We start from the raw sequence: 16,463 nt of genomic DNA on the forward strand, positions 1-16,463 counted from the left end.
TAACGGCACCTCAACCTCGGCTCGTCGTCGCCCATGATCCCACCGTAGACGCCTCGTGACTGCCGTCCAGGCCCGTGTATCGCCGCAGGTCAGGCAAATCCGTTGGAAATTTCCCCGGGACTACAGCGAGGCCTGCCAGGTAACACCTCAAGGTTCGAGTGGCGCTTCGCCACCGACTTGACCCAGCCGTTCGAGCTGGAGGATAGGCACTTCACCGTGTCGGCCAGTCCGGGCACCGGCCTGGATCCAGTGCCGGACATCCTGGCGGCGGTTATGACCGCCAGGCATTTGATCGAGCTCTGCTGTCAGAGCGCTCGGCCTGTGGGGCGCCTTCGTGCTTCAGTAGCTGTCGAGCAACGGCTGGCTGCGATCCCATGGCTCGAGCCCGCCGTTCTTCTCTGCCTGCTGGCGGGCGAGACCAGACAGCGCTTCCAGCACGATCCGGCTGCCGAGCATGGCGGTGATGTCGGATTGATCGTGGCCTGGAGCGACCTCGACCACCTCGACACCGACGATGGGCAACTCGTAGGCAAGCCGTCGTACGGCGTCCAGCAGTTCGCGTGAGGTCAGTCCGCCAGGCTCGGGGGTTCCAGTGCCCGGGGCCATTCCAGGATCGACCACGTCGACATCGATCGACAGATACACGCCATCACAACCGTCGACGGCAATCTGCGCGGCCTCGTCGAGGCAGGTGTTCAGGCCACGCTCGACGACCTCGGTCATCTCGTAGGAGCGCATCCGCTGTTCGGCCATCCAGGTGAGCGTCTCGGGCCCGGGCCAGTAGCCGCGCAGCCCGATCTGCAGAAATCTGTCACCCCTGGCGGCACCGGACTCGATGAGGCGGCGCATCGGCTGCCCGTGGCCGATGAGCGAACCGAAGGAACTGTCTCCGGTGTCGGCATGGGCGTCGAAATGCATGATCGAGACCCGGCCCCAGCCGACTGCGCGGGCGACGCCCGTGACGTTCGGCAGGGCGATGGAGTGATCACCGCCCAGTACAAGTGGAATCTTCCCGGCCGCCGAGACGATGTTCACGGCCCGCTCCAAGGCTGCGTGGGCACCGTGCGCGTCACCGCTGAACATCTCCACATCTCCGGCGTCTTTGACCTTGAGGTCGAGCAGGCCGTCCACGCCCAGGGCCAGAGAGGGGCGGGTGCCATCGTGCCCGAGGTAGCAGGCCTGGCGGATGGCGCCGGGACCGAATCGGGCGCCTGCCCGGTAGGAGGTGCCGCCGTCGTATGGAGCACCCAGGATGACGACCTGGGCCTCGCTCCAGGTTTCGGGCTGGTCGAGATCACAGGCAGGCACGCCGAGGAACGTGAGGTCAGGGCCGTACATGGCGCCGTAACGGGTCATGTCGCCCATCGTCGCAGTCAGGCGACACGGCCGGAATGCCCCGGTTTTAGGCAGCGGCTCCATAGTGGCTATGGAGCTGCGCGCGAAGCCGTTCGACGAGGGGCGGCTGCGGGCCGGCAGGGGTGACGAACAGGACGCTGCGCGCGCCGATGTCCTGCGCCGTCTCCCGGGCGACGACGTCGTGCCCCTGCTCCAGCGCGAGCTCGGGCACCAACGCGACCGCGCCACCCGCGGCCACGAATCCGTGGATCACGCTGTAGTTGTCCGTACGCAGCACGATGCGGGGGCGAAAGCCGAGCAGTTGGCAGGTGGCGAAGAGTGTTTGGTCGCTCGGGTCGTAGCCGCCGGCGGAGATGATCCAGCCCTCCTCGGCGAACTGCCCGAGATCGACGGGACCGGCGGCGGCGTACGCCGCGGGCAGCAGCAGGCGGAAAGGATCGTCGAACAGTTTCTCCACGTACAGATCCGATCCGTAGCGCGGTGTGACACCCGCCACGTCGTAGATCAGTGCACAGTGCAGCGACCTGGACCTGACCCGGGTGAGCAGCTCAAGGGGCTCGGCCTCGGTCAGTTCGACGCGAACCCCGCTGCCCTCGGTCGCCCGCCGCAGCGGGCGTGGGAGCAGTTTCGTGGCGGCGGTGGTGAAGGCGCCGACGCGCAGAGTGGCCAGGCCGTGGGCCAGACGGGCCTGCACATCCGACTCCACCACAGCGATCCGGTCGAGCACCCCGGCCGCGTGCTCCAGCACCATCGCGCCGATGTCGGTCAGGACGGCACCGGCAGGGCTCCGTTCGACCAGGCGGGCACCGAGGTGGGATTCCAGGGCCTCCAGGTGGTAGCTGATCGTGGGCTGGCCGAACCGGAGCTGCCGGGCCGCCCCCGCCAGGGAGCCGTTCACCGCGATGGCGCGCAGCACTTGGAGCTGACGCAGGTCAATCATGCAGTCGGGGCACCGCCTCAAGCAGGGTGCGCCTCGAGAGATGACGAGGCGCACGGATCAGTTCGCAGTCGATCCAGTCTCCACGATCGGATGTGGTGCATCACGACGATGGTGTGGGCCACATGGCGGCCCGCGGGGAGGCTGTGCGACGAACACCATCGAAAGGCGCTCGTCCGGCGGTTCACCTGGTGCGATGCGTCGGAGCCCCGCATGAGGCCACGTCGAGTCGCCGGCGAAGTCCCCGCGGGCGGTCGCTTACAACAGGCTCGCAGTGGTCAGCGCCATGCCGACGTGCGCCCGGACGGCGGGCCCGAGTCCGACGAAGGTGAGTTCGCTCTCGTCCTCAGCCGAAGCGACCAGGGTGTTCGACACCTCGGTCAAGACGCCGGCGACCTGCGGAGTCAACGGCGATCTCTTCGACTCGTCTCGGAGAAACGCTGTTAGATGTCCCGTGCAGCGCAGGGTGTCGAGCAGCACGTCCTCGGCCACTGATCGGGCGTAGGCCTGGGTGCACTGCTGGTCGGCCGGCTCCAGGCCGGGCTCGGGACCGGCGCTCAGGGAACGCAGTTGCTCCAGCACCCCCCGGCCTCGAGGGGTGTCGAGGTCGTGGTGGGCCCGAACGGCGGCGACCCAGCCGGTCATGCGAACGGCCAGGTCGGCTCTGGCTGCCTGGGCGGCGTCGTGGACCTGCCGGAGGGTTTGATCGCTGAGAGCGTCGTCGTCCATGAAGGCGTGGACCCACATCGGTGGCTCCTGGACGACGCCCACGGTGCCGTATGCCAGGGCGTACTCGGTGCTCGACAGCATGCCGCCCGCTGGATCCGACATCTGGAAGAGTCCACGGCCAAGGACGTGGACGTCGAGTTCGGGACGGCCCCCGTGAATGGGCAACCCTGTTGCCTCACCGGTCTCTCCGAGCCCTTCGACCAGGCCGGGCAGATCCTGGGTGACATACGCGAAGAGACCGCCGGTCTCGCCGTTGTGCATGGTGATCAGCAACGTCGGCCGCAAGTTGTCGATGACAGCGGCGACGGCCGCCGACTCTGGGATCGGGTCGAGGCCGGGCGGGTCGAGGTCGGGTCGGGAGAACGTCCACTCGTACTGCTCGGGGAACGGGGGGCGGTAGATGTGCTCGGCGTAGTGGCGGCGGGTGTAGGGGCCGGCGTACCAGCCGTAGTTGAGAGCAGCGCCGTCGGGGTCCACACACGGCACGAGATGCCAGACCAGGCCCAGTTCCTTTACCAGCGACGGATCCTCGGCAAGAAGTTCGCCGAGGGCCAGGGCTCCCAGCGTGCCGGTGGGCTCGTTGGGGTGGGGCATGCCGGTGACCACGGCGTGCCGGTCACCGCGTGCGGCCCCTGCGCTCACGGAGAGCATGGTGAGCGGCAGCCCGGCACGAGAGGTGCCGATGACCTCGAGTGCCGTCGTCTCCGGGTGTCGCGCGTGGATCCGCCGCAGCCGATCTTCGATCTCGGGAAGGGTCGGGAAGTGGGAGGCGTCCGGAACCCGTTCGAGGTATCGCTTGAGTCGTTCCATGCTCAGCGTCCTCCGAGCGTCGTGAGCCAGGGCGAGTAGAGGCTGTAAGGGCTGGCGGAAGTCACGCCGCCGAGGCGGTTGTTGAGGAACATGGCGCCGAGGCTGTAGGCGACGGGAATCCACACTCTGTCGCGCGTGATGGCCTGCTGGGCCTGGACGACGAGCTGAGCGCGCCGCTCGGCGTCAGGGGTCGAGCGGGCTTGATCGAGAAGCGCGGCGACCTTCGGGTTGTCGTACCCGCCGAAGTCGGCGGCCGATCCCGGCGTTCCGATCTGCTGGTAGAGCTCAAGGGGGTCCGGGATGTCGGCGAACCAGTCGGTGACGAACGCGTCGACCTTGGCGCGGGCGTCGGCGCTGGAGAAGAGCGGGTAGAAGTCCGCGTCGGGCATCGACTTGATCGTGATGTCGAAGCCCGCCTGCTTGGAGTTGCTCTGGATGGCTTCACCGACGCGCACGAGGTCGGCCGATCCGGACGGGACGGCGATCGTGACGGCCGGGTGGGGGGTGCCCGCCTGGGCGAGGAGTCGTTTGGCGGTGGCGATGTCCCGCCGGGGTTCGGGCAGTGCGTCGTAGGCCTGCTGGAAGGTGGCGGTGGCGTAGCTGAACGCGCCGGGGGGCACGATGGCGCGCAGGGGCTTCGCGGTGGGGCCGAAGATCGTGGAGATGATGCCGGGGTAGTCGATGGAGTACGACAACGCCTCGCGCACCAGGGGGTTCGCCAGCGGACCGGTGCCGGTGAGCCGGGTGGGCACCACAGCGGTCTGCGCGGTCGAAGGCCCGAGGTACATCTTCCCGCCGGCCGTGTTCGTCAGCTTGGACAGGGCGGCGCCGCCCGGGACGGAGAAGGTCCCGTCCACGTCGCCGTTGGCGAGGGCGGAGGCGACGGTGCTGTCGTCGGCGATGAAGGTGAACTTCACCCGCCGGGCCAGGAGCGGTCGCCGGCCCGCGCCCCACCAGCGGTCGTTGGCGGCCAGCGTGATGCTGTCGCCCTTCTTCCATGACTCCACCGTGTACGGACCGGTGCACACGATGCCGCCCCGGGCGCTGCCGAACGCTGTTCCGGCCTTCTCGGCGGCCGCCTTCCTGACGATCTGCCCCATCGGAGTGGCGAGCATCCCGGTGAAGATGGTGTCCGGCTGCTTCAGGGTGATCGTCACCGTGCGGGTGTCGGTGACGGTGACCTTCTCCAGGCGGACGGCGAACTGGCTCCAGTAGGACCCGGAGGCGGGGTCCGTCACCCGCTTGAGGCTGAAGGCGACGTCCTCGGCGGTCAGGGGGTGTCCATCGCTGAAGGAGACCCCCGGCCGCAGGTGCACGACGTAGGTGGTGGGGTCCGGTGTGCTGATCGACGTCGCCAGTCCCGGCTCCACGGAGCCGCCGGGCGTGAAGGCCAGCAGCGATTCGCACACGTTGGAGCTCACCCACAGGTCGGCTCCGCTGAAGGCCTTCGTGGGGTCGAGGCTGGTGGGCTCACCGGGGAGGTTCCACGTGACCGACTCGACTCGTTCCGTGGCCGCGGGTGCGGCGACCGGATGGCCTTCCGGCGCGGTTGCCGGCCTGTCGTCGTGTGCGCGCCCGCAACCGGTGAGAACCAGGACGGCGCCGACGACGGCTGCGACCGGTCCGGCCGGCCGGCGTCGACGAAGCGGATAGGACATCGTGTGCCTCCTGAGGACGAAGCAGGGGAAGGACCGACGAAGTTGTTGAACATTTGCACAAGAAAGTCTTGAACACAAGTACAACTTTGGGTTGAATGTCCGCCATGCCGACCCACTCGCACCCCAAGGGGGAGCAGACCCGTCGCCGCATCCTCGACGCGACTTTGCAGGTGATCGCGGACGCGGGAGTCCGTGCCGTCACCCATCGCAGCGTGGCCAGGCAGGCAGCAGCGGCACCCGGGCTGATCACCTACTACTTCTCCAGCACCGACGCGCTGATCGCGGGCGCCTTGGCCGATGTCGCCACCCAGGAGGCCGCGGCGTTCGCACGGCTGCGCGCCCAGGTGGAGGAGACGGGCGACGACCCGGCCGCACTGGTGGAACTGTTCGTCGCCGAGGTCATGAGCCGTGCGGGCGAACGGAAGGTGACCACGACCGCCACCCTCGCGCTGACCCTCGAACTGGCAGGACAACACTTCGACCGAAGCGCCTTCGAAGCATGGGAGGCGAGCGGGTTCGCGCTGTGCGACGCCACAGTCCGGGCGCTGGGCGGCGAGCCGGATCCCGACCTGACCCAGTTCCTGTCGTCCACCCTCGACGGCCTGTTCCTGTCCGCCGTCATATCGCCGAACGCTCACTACCTGGAGAGCGCGACGCGGGCGGGCCTGACCCACCTGTTCGACGGACTCAGGATGCGTCCATCCGATCGGCGACCGGCCGGCTCATGACCAGATTCGTCCTGTCGCGCATCGGCATCTTCGTGGCCACGCTCTTCGCGGCGAGCATGGCCGTGTTCGCCAGCATCCTGCTGGCGCCCGGTGACCCCATCGACTTCCTCCTGGGCAACCGGCCGTCCACACCGGCGCAGCGCGCCGCCCTGGCTGAGCAATACCACCTCGACCAGCCCTTCGCCGAGCGCTACGTCTCCTGGCTGCGCGGACTGCTCAGCGGCGACCTCGGCGAGTCCATTCAGCAGCACGCACCGGTCTCGGAACTGCTGCGCACCGCCGCTCCGACGACGGCGCTGCTGGTGCTGATGACCTTCCTCATCGTGGTGGCGGCGGGGTTGCTGCTCGGCGGACTGGCCAAGCGCCGGTCCCGGCTGGTCGACGACGGCGTCTCGGCCCTGATGAGCGTCAGCATCGCCACCCCGGCGTTCGTCGCCGCGACCGTCCTGATCTCGGTGTTCGCCGTGGGTTTCGGCTGGTTCCCCGTCTTCGGCCAGGGCACGGGATGGGGTGATCGCCTCCATCATCTCGCGCTGCCCGCCATCGCGCTGTCGGTCGGCTGGTGGCCCGTGGTCGGCTCGGTCGTCCAGACGTCGATCCGCGAGGAGATGGGACGGGAGCACGTCGAAACGGCGTTCGGCCGCGGCCTGCCACGCCGGCACGTGTTCCGCAGGCACGTCCTTCGCAACTCCCTGGTTCCGATCGTGACCGCGGCCGGTCTGTCCCTGGCCGGCATGGTCGTCGGCTCCGCCATCGTCGAGACGGCCTTCCAGCTCAACGGCCTCGGCGGGCTGCTGATCAGTTCGGTGACGCAGAAGGACTTCCCCGTCGCGCAGGCCATCGCGATGGTCCTGCTGGTGATGTTCGCGCTCACCAACCTGCTCGTCGACCTGCTCACGGCCTTCCTCGACCCACGCGTCCGCTCCCAGTGGAGTCCGTCATGACCTTGCTCAATCAGCTCACCCACCCGGACACGTCGGGCATGCGGCGGCGTCTTCCGCGCATCGCCGGGCTGGACCTGCCCGGCCACATCGCCCTCGCCGGCGTCGTCCTCTTCGCCGTCCTGGCGCTCTTCGGGCCGCTGCTCGCCCCGCACGACCCCGACGCGGTCGAACTGTCGCAGGCGTACTGGGGTCCGGACGCAGGTCACTGGCTCGGCTACGACGGACAGGGCCGCGACATCGTCTCCCGGCTCCTCGTCGGCGCCCGATCCAGCTTCCTCGGCCCGCTGTCCATCGTCGCCCTCGCCACCACGCTGGGAATGGCCGTAGCGGTGGTCGCGGCCTGGCGGGGTGGATGGGTCGACACTGTGCTGGCCGGCGTCCTGGACGCCACCATGTCCTTCCCCGGGCTGCTGCTCGCCGTCCTCGCCGCCGCCGTGCTCGGAACAGGCCCGCTCGCCCTGGTGATCGCCCTGGCGCTGGCCTACGTGCCCTACGTCGCCCGCGTCGTGCGATCAGCCGCACTGACCGAGATCGGCAAGGACTACGTCGACGCGCTCACCGCGCAGGGATTCTCCGGGATGACGATCTGCTCGCGTCATGTCGTCCCCAACGTCCTGCCGATGGTCATGGGCCAGGCCGCGCTCACCCTGGCCTGGGCGACGGTCGACCTGGCCGGACTGTCCTACCTCGGGCTCGGCGTGCAGCCACCCTCGGCCGACTGGGGGGTCATGGTGTCGACGGGGCAGGCCGGCGTCCTGGCCGGATATCCCGCCGAGTCGATCGCGTCCGGGGTCTGCCTGATCGCCGCGATCTGTTCCTTCTCCCTGGTGGGAAATCGTCTGCTGCGCCGAGCCGAGGAGTTGGCCGCATGACTCTGTTGACGATCCGCGACCTCAACGTCAGCCTCACCGTCGGTGGACGGCGGCGCCTCGTCCTGCGCGACCTCGGCATCGACGTGGCCGCGGGCGAGACGGTGGCCCTCGTCGGCGAGTCCGGCTCCGGCAAGTCGATGACCGCCCGGTCGATCGCCCGGCTGCTCCCCCGCCAGGCGACGGTGTCGGGCACCATCACGGTCGACGGCCAGGACGTGCTCCGCCTGGACGAGGCGGCCCTGCGCCGCTACCGCGCCACGAAGATCGCGATGATCCACCAGGATCCGCGTGTCCACATGAACCCCGTGCGGACCGTCGGGGACTTCCTGGTGGAGGGCCTGACCACCACCGGAGGGTTTCGCCGTGCCGCCGCCGAGTCCAAGATGGTCAAGCTCCTCGACGAGGTCGGCATCTCCGACGGCCGAAGACGACTGCGCCAGTATCCGCACGAGCTTTCGGGCGGGATGCTGCAACGCATCATGATCGCCGTGGCGCTCGCCGGGGATCCACAGCTCGTGCTCGCCGACGAGCCGACCACGGCGCTGGACGTGTCGACCCAGTCCGAGGTGACGGCGCTCCTGGACGACCTGCGCCGGGATCGCGGCATGGCGATGTTGTTCATCACCCACGACCTCGAACTCGCAGCCGCCATCAGCGATCGCGTCGCGGTGATGTACGCCGGCGAGATCGTCGAGGTCGGCACCAGCGATCGGCTGCTGACCGCGCCGCAGCACCCCTACTCTGCCGGTCTGCTGGGCGCTCGCCCCGACCTCGGGCGCGCGCTTCCCCGCTTGCGCGCCGTACCGGGACGACCGCTGGCGGCTTTCGAGGCTCCGCCAGGTTGTGCCTTCTCCGACCGGTGTGACTTCGCGATCGACCGGTGCACCCACGAGCATCCGACGCTTGACATGACTTCCGCGACACCCGCGCGATGCCTGAGACGCGCCGAGATCACGCTCACACCCACACCGAGCGTCGGTGCCCGAGAACGACCGGCCGCCTCCGGCGAAACCGTGCTCCGGGTCACCGGACTGTCGAAGGACTTCCCCGGCCACAGAGCCGTCGACGACGTCTCCTTCTCACTCGCCTCCGGCGGTTCGCTCGGGATCGTCGGCGAGTCCGGATCAGGGAAGACGACGGTGGCCCGGATGCTGGTCGGGCTGACCACGCCCACCGCCGGGACGATCACGGTCTGCGGCCGCGACCGCTCCTCGCCGGCTGCACGGCTCCGCGAACGCCGCGATCGCGCTCGGGAACTGCAGATCGTGTTCCAAGACCCCTACTCCACCCTCGACCCGCGCCGATCCGCGCAAGCGTGCCTCGACGAGGTGCTGCGCCTCCACCGGCCCGAACTGGATCGGCGCGCACGCGCGGCAAGGATCCGCGAACTCGCCGACCTGGTAGGGATCGACGAGCGGCAACAGCAGGCATTCCCCCGCCGGCTGTCCGGGGGACAGCGACAGCGGATCTCCATCGCCCGAGCGCTGGCGGTAGAGCCCAAGGTGCTGATCCTCGACGAATCCGTCTCGGCGTTGGACGTGTCGATCCAGGCGCAAATCCTCAACCTGCTCGACGACATCCGGCACGCTACCGGGGTCAGCTACATCCTCATCAGCCATGACCTGGCTGTCGTCCGGCAGCTCACCGAGACCTGCGTCGTCATGCGGCAGGGCCGCATCGTCGAAAGCGGGCTCACAGGTGACGTGCTGGACAAACCCCAACATCCGTACACCCAAGCCCTGCGCACCAGCGTCCCCACGCCCGGTTGGAAACCGACGCGCCGTCCTACGAACGCGAGCGCCTGAGCAGCAGTCTCCACGCCACGCCTCGGTGCGCCCGCTGACACGGTGGCGCGTGGACCACACCCCGCCTCCACTCCTTGTCTCTCACGTCATCCGCCTGGAAGAAACCTTGGCGCTCCGGCCAACAGCAGCCGGGAAACCCGCCTCCACAATGACGCGTATCCCCCAGAGAAGGGCGTGCAATGATACGAGCACTCGTCCTGGCCCTCAGCCTCCTGGTGGCCTCCGCCCCGGCCGCCGGGGCGGAGCCAAAGATCGCCGACCCGGTATCGGCCGCACTGGACACCGCGTTCGCCAGAGCCTCCTCGAAGGTCGGCAACCCCGGCGTCCAAGCAGTCCTGCTGCGCAACGGCACCCCTGTCTGGTCGACCGTCTCCGGCAAGGCGATCAACAGCCCGACAACGCCCGTCACCAGCTCGACGATGTTCGCCTACGCCAGCTTCAGCAAGCTGGTGCTGGCCACCTACGCTCTGCACCTGGTCGAAACCGGCACGCTGTCCCTGGACAGCCCAATCTCGACCTACCTCGGCAACGACGTCCCCGGCTCCACCACGGTCACCCTACGAATGCTGCTCCAGCACACCGCGGGCTACCCGGACATCTACAGCGCCCCCGAGACCGCCGACCTGTTCCTGCCCGGCGACCACTACGACCCGAACCGGCCCTACACCTGGTCCATGCTGGCACCGGGAATCCACGCGCCAGTGGCCCCGGGCACGAAGTGGGAGTACTCCAACACCGGATTCATCATCATCGCCCACCTGCTCAGCAGGGTGTCCGGCGGCGACGCCGCACTGGCAAGCGGCATCCGCACGTTCGTCCAGCAGACGGGGGCGACCAGCACGGAGTTGACCGCTGAGCGATCCGACAGCGCGTTCCTGCGCTTCGCCCACGGATACACCGTCTACAACGGCAAGACCATCGACTACTTCACCCGCTACGGGGCCACCGGCATCCCCACCGACGTGTACGGCATGCCGTTCGGCGACGGGATGTTCGCCGGGACCGCGCTCGGCGCCGCCAAGCTCCTCGACGCGCTGTATGCCAGGAAACAGCTCCTGCTGCCTGCCACAGTCACGCAGATGATCAAGGTGACGCCCCAGTCGGTCCAGGCCGGCGAGCCCTACGGGATGGGCACTCTGGCGACCAGCGTCTCCGGACGTAGCTGGCAGGGGCACTCAGGGCTGTACGGCGGTTTCACCTCCCTGGGCGGCACCGACATGACGAGAGGGGTCACCCTCATGGTCGTGACCAACCAGGAAGGCAAGGGAGCTGCCAGGACGATCTGGACCGACCTGGCGAAGGCCTACGCGTCTGTAACCTCCTGACACACGAAGAGGGTACGGCTCGCGCCGATGCCGGCCGTACCCTCGTTTCGTTCTGGCCGGGGGCTGCCTTTAGCCTGTGAGGCTCACAATAGGATGTGATGCCTGATCTGCGGAACCAACCGTGACATGACAGCACCTCGGCCATGGCTGGCAGCGTCTCCACGAAACGGGCATTCACGCCTGGCACATGAAATTCGAGACAGTATCTTCAGCGTCGGCGCTGCGCCGGCTGACCACAGCGATGCAATGGTATCCATCAGGCTCTCTTCCTCCATGTCACGTACGTGAGGAGAGGGCGAACAGGTCGGCGGCCAGGGTGCGGGCGTGAGCAGCGGCGTGCTCGCCGTCGCCCAGCCGGATCTGCTGGTCTTCGTGGTGCAGCACCACGGCGCCGTCCGGCTGCCGGGCGACGGCGATGCCGGTCTCAGGCAGCGTCACGCCGCGGACGCCGTCGCCCAGGTCGCCACTGAGGTCGGCCAGGTCGGGAAGCACCAGCCCGGCGGCAGCTTGCGCGGCGGCCAGCCACTCACGCAGTCCCCGCACCTGCTCGGCGTCACGTTCGCGTTCAGCCTGAGCGGCGCGGGCCTGCTGTTCGGCGGCCACGGCGCGCTCGCGCTGGAGATCACGATCAGTGCGTGCCTGGCGCAGCTCGTCCTCGGCGCGAGACTGCAGCCGCGCAGCGGTGACGGCCTCCCCCTGGGCGGCGACCAGGGCCAGGCGCGCGTCGGTCGCCTCCTGCCGAGCGGACTCGGCGCGGCCTTCGGCGGTCTCGGCCCGGGCCTGAGCCTGGCGGCTGTCATGCTCGGCACGCTCGCGGGCGAGGTCGGCCTCGGCAGCCGCGGCCCGCAGGGTCTCGGCGCGCCGTGCCTGCTCTTCCGCCGCAGCGCGCAGCCGGTCGAGCTCGCGCCGGGCCTCCTCCATCGCGGCGGCCATCCGGTGCTGCTCTGCCTCGGCCTGCTCCCGCTCACGCAGCGCGTCGTCGCGGGCCTGCTCGGCCGCGCCCCGGGCGCGTTCATGCTCGGCCACCTGAGCCCAGGGATCGCGGGCATCCTCCTTGGCCGCGTCGACCTTGCTGTCAGCCTCCCGCTCCGCGCGGCGCTGATCCCGCTCGGCGGCCTCCTGCTCGTCCCGGGCTGCCTGGACGCGGCGCTTGGCCAGCTCGGCGCAGATGTCGGCCTCGCTCTTGTCGCGGCAGGCGGCGGCTGCGTCGGCGCGCACTGAGGACATCAGCGGCTCGCGAGGCGAAGGTTGAGCCGGTCCGGAGCTGATCTGCGTGGTACGCCGCCCCGGGAGATCATGCTCCAAGCGCACCCGAAGGTCGACCACGACAACATCGCCAGGTTCATCCGTCACGACTTCGGCCGAAGCGTACGCTGCTCTCATGGACACACCACGAGCGGTCGGACTGGCCCTTGCCGCCCTCCACCACGGCTGCGGTCAATCTGAGGGCTTTCCTGGCAGACCATAGGCAGCGCACGCTCATCGTGGACACCGACCCGCAGGCAGGCCACCGTCGGTGTCAATGCCGTCGACGTCGTCCTCGTGGACGCGCCGCCCTCTGTCTGGAGGGGCGGCCTCGAGCGGGCCCTCGAGCGGGCACAGGGCGATGGCGGGACATCCCGCAGGTAGCTGCAGCTCTGCCGGTTCGGCCTGAGCGTCCCATGCCAAGTGGGCGCATTCCCGCTCGGGTCGTCACCGCGAAGCGTTCCAATGGAGGTGTGCCGGCCAGACCTCCCTGGGCCCCCCGGGCAGCGTTAGCGCTGGCCTGGCTCATCGCGTCCGCCGCGGTGGGTGCGGCGGCCGCTCGTCCGCCACGACCGTGCCCGAGACGATGTCTCCGACAGATGTCCCCTTCCTTGGCCGAGGTGCGGGCTCGCCGGCGGCATCGGCGTTCCAGGAGGCTGGTAGCGGCTCGTCGCACATCGCGCAGACGTAGTGGTCGTCTTTCACGATGTTGAGCTGGCCGCAGCTTTCGCAGAGCCGGAAGATGATCGGAACGGTGAAGCGACCTGGATGATCGAGCCCTGCGGTGTCGAGGGCGGCCTGCACCGCGGCGTAGGACTCCGGCTCGGGGCAGTAGCCGGTCGACTGGTTGCTGATCTCGCTCACCCGCCAGCTGCCGCCGTCCGGCTCGAAGGTGATCTCGCCAGCGCTCTGCACCGGGGCACCGCCAGCACAGACGACATGCTCGCTGCGTTGCGGAGCCAGACGCAGGATCGTGAAGTGGTCGATCACGAACGTGAAGGGTTCCCCGCGGTCGCTGCCGTCGTGCCGAGCGAGCCATTCAGTGAGATCGGTGGGCGAGGCGATCGGATGCCCAGTGCTCTGCGACCAGATCTGCACGCGAATCTCTTCGGGGCCGACGTAGGAGTAGCGGCGGCGCGCGTCGATGCCCAGCGCGGCCGCGAACGCCGAGAACGTGGGCGCGACGACCCTCCAGGCGCATCGGTGCGGGTCGGTCCACCAGTCAGAGGCCACGACGCTCGGATCGTCGCTGCCGGTGCGGTAGTCCAGCGCGAGGGCGACGTCGTCGCCGGGGTTGCGGTTGACGCCGATCAGCACGGCCAGATCGGCGTCGAGCCAGGGAAGCTCGACCAGATCACCGGCTTGGCTGCCTCGGGCTTGCCGGAAGAGGTCGGCAGTGGCGCTGTCCTCGGTCATCCAGTCAAGGGACGCCGACTCTCGGCGTATCTCGCGCACGTCCGCAAGGAGATCCAGCGGATCTTCGAACCACGGCATGATCTCGCGCAGCCGTGTGTCATCTTGGGCCGGCCAGGCTCCCGAGGACATGGACTCGATCAGCAGCGCGGGCAGGGGAAGACCACGGACACAGACCCGTGAAGGACGCATGCCGCACAGGCTCCCACGATGAAGGCCGTCTCAGAAACGCCCTTTCCGGGACGGCTGGGTGGAGTCAGTCCTTGAGGTAGCGGTGCAGCGAGGTCTTGGGAATGCCGGTTTTGGCGGCGATCTTCCCGAGGGAGTCGCCTTGGGCTTTGAGGAGCCGGGCGTATTCGATCTTGTCTTCGGGGTGGGCGACGGGTCGGCCGATTTGGCGGCCGGCCGGCCGGTGGTCGAGTCTGGACGAGCCTGTCCGAGTCACTGTTGGACACCTCGGCTTCATGGCTTTGCTGACTCGCATTGGCGCCCAACCGGGCCCCGATACCAGTCATAGTTCCGGAAGCTCAGCCGCTGGATGCCAGCGGATGGAGAGAGGGGTTCATGTGCGTTCCCACCTACGCGCGACCATAGTCATGGCGGTTTTCGCCGCGCTAGCCACAGGTGTCTTGGCGGCTCCGGCCGCCGCTGACGGTGTGCGGACCGATCGGGCGGGTGACTCCGGTGCGGCCCGCATGGTCGGTGAGTGCACCGATCCGGGATTCGTCGGCGCCATCCGCTTCCGCAACCCGCTGGGGCTGTACGACGTGGACTGCATCCGGCCCGAGAGCGTCCGCTATCCCGGGCCGGTCTTCGTCACCCACTGCAAGCCCACCAACGGCGGGCGGCTCAACCTGCACATGCCCGGCGGCGAGGTGCTCGAATGTCCCGCCACCGTCTACCGGGACGCCATCGGGTACAGCGCCTGGGCCTGACCGGGCTCCATGCCGCCCCACCCGCCAGGCATGGGAGGCGCTCCTGGCGCTGCCCAAGGCGGGCGCCACCCTGAAGTTCTGGAAGTCCGACCGGTGGGGCCGCGCAGCGGGGCACGTGCTGACCACGGTTCAACGAGCTGCGCGACTGCGGCATCACCGTGGTGTCGCTGACGGAGAACTTTGATCTGGCCTCCAAAGGAGGGCCGTTCCATGTTCGCGGTCTTGGCCGCGGCCGCGGCCGGAGCCGCCGAGGTCCTCGCCCTCAACGTCGAGGACCTCGACCTGGAGCACCGGCACGCCCCGTCCGCTCCAAGGGCCGCTCGCGCAGGTAGTCGATACTTTCGGCGATGTCTGCGGCATTCCGGCAAAGGTGCGGTGAGCGCCCGGCACCGTCAGAGGCGATTCCAGGCAACTTTGTGACGAAAATGACACTCTCAGTAGCTGAACGGGTGAAGCGCGTCGCTCTTGGAGAGCGACAGTAAGGGGAACCGACATGCGAAAGATCATCGCCGTCGCCGCTGCCGTCGTCGCGGTGGCCGGAGGGCTCGCCGTAGGAAGTGCCGCGCACGCCGACGGGTGGGAAGGTCCGATCGATTCCTGGACCAGGTGGCCCATCGAGCGCGCCTATGCCATCTGCGACAGCACCGGCAGGATCGGTGTGCAGAACGGCGTCTACCGCACCTACAAGTGCGAAGAGGACGGCTTCTTCACCGTCTACCTGTACGTGCACCGCCGATAGGGGCGCGCCCGACTCGTCGCCGGCCTGCCCCGACACGGGCGGGGACGGGACAACGCTGGGCCAAGAACAGCGGTCCGTGCGTGCGCGCGCTGCCGTCGGGCAGGCGCGGCAGCCCGGGCAGCAGGTGAGCGGTGCCGGAGTCCCAGTAGACCCATTGGACGGCGCCGCTCGCCCGCGAGCCATCATCAGTAGGCGCCGCTACAGCGCCTTCTATGGCACCGACCTCGCCGCGCAGCTGAGTGATCTGAAGGTTGACCAGCTGATTGTCGCCGGGCCATCGGCTCGCTGCTTCACCTGGTCCAGGACTCCTACGCTCGCGGACACGTTCGCCGCACCCTGCTCAACCCCGGCGACCTGCTGGACGGCAAGACCGAGCAGTTCCGTCCCGGCACCTACGGCCGCTACGGCGAAATAGAGAACTTCCACTGCTACCGGGGCCAGAACCCCGTCCCCCACTCCCGCTACGACCCTATTCCGGCCGGCTCGATCCCGCCGACCTGTCGTCCTTCGACCCCCTGCTCGGCGCGCGGGACTGTAAGAACAACGGCTCTGGCCCACTTTCGGTGGTGACGGACAGTGGTTAGCCGAGCAGGATGCGGTGGCGGAGAAGCGTAAAGCCCGCTCGCCCGTACATCTGCCTCTTGATCATTTTCGTTTTGGTGGTGACGCCTTCGGTGCCGCCGTTGTGGTACGGGAGGGTGAGGGCGGCGTTGACAGCGGCCTGGTCGTAGTCCAGGCCGCGGGTGAAGGCGTGCAGGTGGGGCAGGTCGACTTGACGCGCTTGGTCGATCCAGGCGGTCAGTCGCTCGTCGTTGCCCTCCTGGGGTTCGAGGAGGGCGGCGAAGTCCCGGACAAGGCCGGCGAGCATGGCTATCTCGTGGCAGGCGGCGATGGCGGCATCCAGTCGCTCGGCGTGATGGCTGGCGAGCTTGCCCGGTTCGGTGAGGAGAAGGCCGGCCAGATGCTT

General features: G+C 68.7%; 16 protein-coding genes. 8 read left to right on the plus strand and 8 right to left on the minus strand.

Annotated elements, in window-relative coordinates; translation table 11 throughout:
* Positions 1–339: 339 nt before the first annotated feature.
* The 4 genes from speB to ACIBK9_RS51560 all read right to left on the minus strand — a co-directional run bounded on the left by speB (position 340) and on the right by ACIBK9_RS51560 (position 5,490).
* Positions 340–1,356 carry an agmatinase gene (gene speB, locus ACIBK9_RS51545; protein WP_397166752.1) on the minus strand — a complete coding sequence of 339 codons (1,017 nt, stop codon included), beginning with the start codon at positions 1,354–1,356 and terminating at the stop codon, positions 340–342.
* Between the two features lie 46 nt (positions 1,357–1,402).
* Positions 1,403–2,296: a LysR family transcriptional regulator gene (locus ACIBK9_RS51550; RefSeq protein ID WP_397166754.1), complete on the minus strand. Its 894-nt coding sequence runs from the start codon at positions 2,294–2,296 to the stop codon at positions 1,403–1,405.
* A gap of 255 nt (positions 2,297–2,551) precedes the next feature.
* Positions 2,552–3,832, minus strand: a complete 1,281-nt coding sequence (locus ACIBK9_RS51555) for a M14 family zinc carboxypeptidase (protein ID WP_397166756.1) — start codon at positions 3,830–3,832, stop codon at positions 2,552–2,554.
* Positions 3,833–3,834: 2 nt separating this feature from the next.
* Entirely contained in the window at positions 3,835–5,490 is a 1,656-nt protein-coding gene (locus ACIBK9_RS51560) for an ABC transporter substrate-binding protein (protein WP_397166757.1), read from the minus strand.
* 95 nt (positions 5,491–5,585) lie between these two features.
* Here ACIBK9_RS51560 and ACIBK9_RS51565 point away from each other — a divergent pair, with 95 nt between their 5' ends.
* From ACIBK9_RS51565 to ACIBK9_RS51585, 5 genes are all read left to right on the plus strand, one after another.
* Entirely contained in the window at positions 5,586–6,218 is a 633-nt protein-coding gene (locus ACIBK9_RS51565) for a TetR/AcrR family transcriptional regulator (protein WP_397166759.1), read from the plus strand.
* The gene (locus ACIBK9_RS51570) at positions 6,215–7,162 is read left to right on the plus strand and encodes an ABC transporter permease (RefSeq protein WP_397166761.1); all 948 of its coding nucleotides are present in this window, start codon (positions 6,215–6,217) and stop codon (positions 7,160–7,162) included. The genes ACIBK9_RS51565 and ACIBK9_RS51570 overlap by 4 nt, the downstream gene beginning before the upstream one ends.
* On the plus strand, positions 7,159–8,034 hold the full coding sequence (locus ACIBK9_RS51575; protein WP_397166763.1) for an ABC transporter permease: 876 nt from the start codon (positions 7,159–7,161) through the stop codon (positions 8,032–8,034). The genes ACIBK9_RS51570 and ACIBK9_RS51575 overlap by 4 nt, the downstream gene beginning before the upstream one ends.
* The gene (locus tag ACIBK9_RS51580; RefSeq protein ID WP_397166764.1) at positions 8,031–9,839 is read left to right on the plus strand and encodes a dipeptide ABC transporter ATP-binding protein; all 1,809 of its coding nucleotides are present in this window, start codon (positions 8,031–8,033) and stop codon (positions 9,837–9,839) included. The genes ACIBK9_RS51575 and ACIBK9_RS51580 overlap by 4 nt, the downstream gene beginning before the upstream one ends.
* Before the next feature lie 179 nt (positions 9,840–10,018).
* Positions 10,019–11,164 carry a serine hydrolase domain-containing protein gene (locus ACIBK9_RS51585; RefSeq protein ID WP_397166766.1) on the plus strand — a complete coding sequence of 382 codons (1,146 nt, stop codon included), beginning with the start codon at positions 10,019–10,021 and terminating at the stop codon, positions 11,162–11,164.
* A 276-nt stretch (positions 11,165–11,440) separates the two neighbouring features.
* On the opposite strand, the gene ACIBK9_RS51590 is transcribed toward ACIBK9_RS51585, so the two are convergent.
* From ACIBK9_RS51590 to ACIBK9_RS51600, 3 genes are all read right to left on the minus strand, one after another.
* The gene (locus tag ACIBK9_RS51590) at positions 11,441–12,382 is read right to left on the minus strand and encodes a hypothetical protein (protein WP_397166768.1); all 942 of its coding nucleotides are present in this window, start codon (positions 12,380–12,382) and stop codon (positions 11,441–11,443) included.
* 552 nt (positions 12,383–12,934) lie between these two features.
* Positions 12,935–14,014: a hypothetical protein gene (locus ACIBK9_RS51595; RefSeq protein WP_397166769.1), complete on the minus strand. Its 1,080-nt coding sequence runs from the start codon at positions 14,012–14,014 to the stop codon at positions 12,935–12,937.
* A gap of 64 nt (positions 14,015–14,078) precedes the next feature.
* The gene (locus tag ACIBK9_RS51600; protein WP_397166770.1) at positions 14,079–14,267 is read right to left on the minus strand and encodes a helix-turn-helix domain-containing protein; all 189 of its coding nucleotides are present in this window, start codon (positions 14,265–14,267) and stop codon (positions 14,079–14,081) included.
* Between the two features lie 250 nt (positions 14,268–14,517).
* On the opposite strand from ACIBK9_RS51600, the gene ACIBK9_RS51605 reads away from it, so the two are divergent.
* From ACIBK9_RS51605 to ACIBK9_RS51615, 3 genes are all read left to right on the plus strand, one after another.
* Positions 14,518–14,757 carry a hypothetical protein gene (locus ACIBK9_RS51605; protein ID WP_387683376.1) on the plus strand — a complete coding sequence of 80 codons (240 nt, stop codon included), beginning with the start codon at positions 14,518–14,520 and terminating at the stop codon, positions 14,755–14,757.
* 493 nt (positions 14,758–15,250) lie between these two features.
* Positions 15,251–15,496: a hypothetical protein gene (locus ACIBK9_RS51610; RefSeq protein ID WP_357706136.1), complete on the plus strand. Its 246-nt coding sequence runs from the start codon at positions 15,251–15,253 to the stop codon at positions 15,494–15,496.
* Positions 15,384–15,911, plus strand: a complete 528-nt coding sequence (locus ACIBK9_RS51615; protein WP_397166772.1) for an isochorismatase family protein — start codon at positions 15,384–15,386, stop codon at positions 15,909–15,911. Before ACIBK9_RS51610 ends, ACIBK9_RS51615 begins: the two co-directional genes overlap by 113 nt.
* Before the next feature lie 165 nt (positions 15,912–16,076).
* Here ACIBK9_RS51615 and ACIBK9_RS51620 read toward each other — a convergent pair.
* Positions 16,077–16,463 (minus strand): transposase (locus ACIBK9_RS51620; protein WP_397166774.1); only part of this gene is annotated, 387 nt, incomplete at its 5' end.

Source organism: Nonomuraea sp. NPDC050227, assembly GCF_044459705.1.
In the GTDB taxonomy this organism is placed as follows: Bacteria; Actinomycetota; Actinomycetes; order Streptosporangiales; family Streptosporangiaceae; genus Nonomuraea.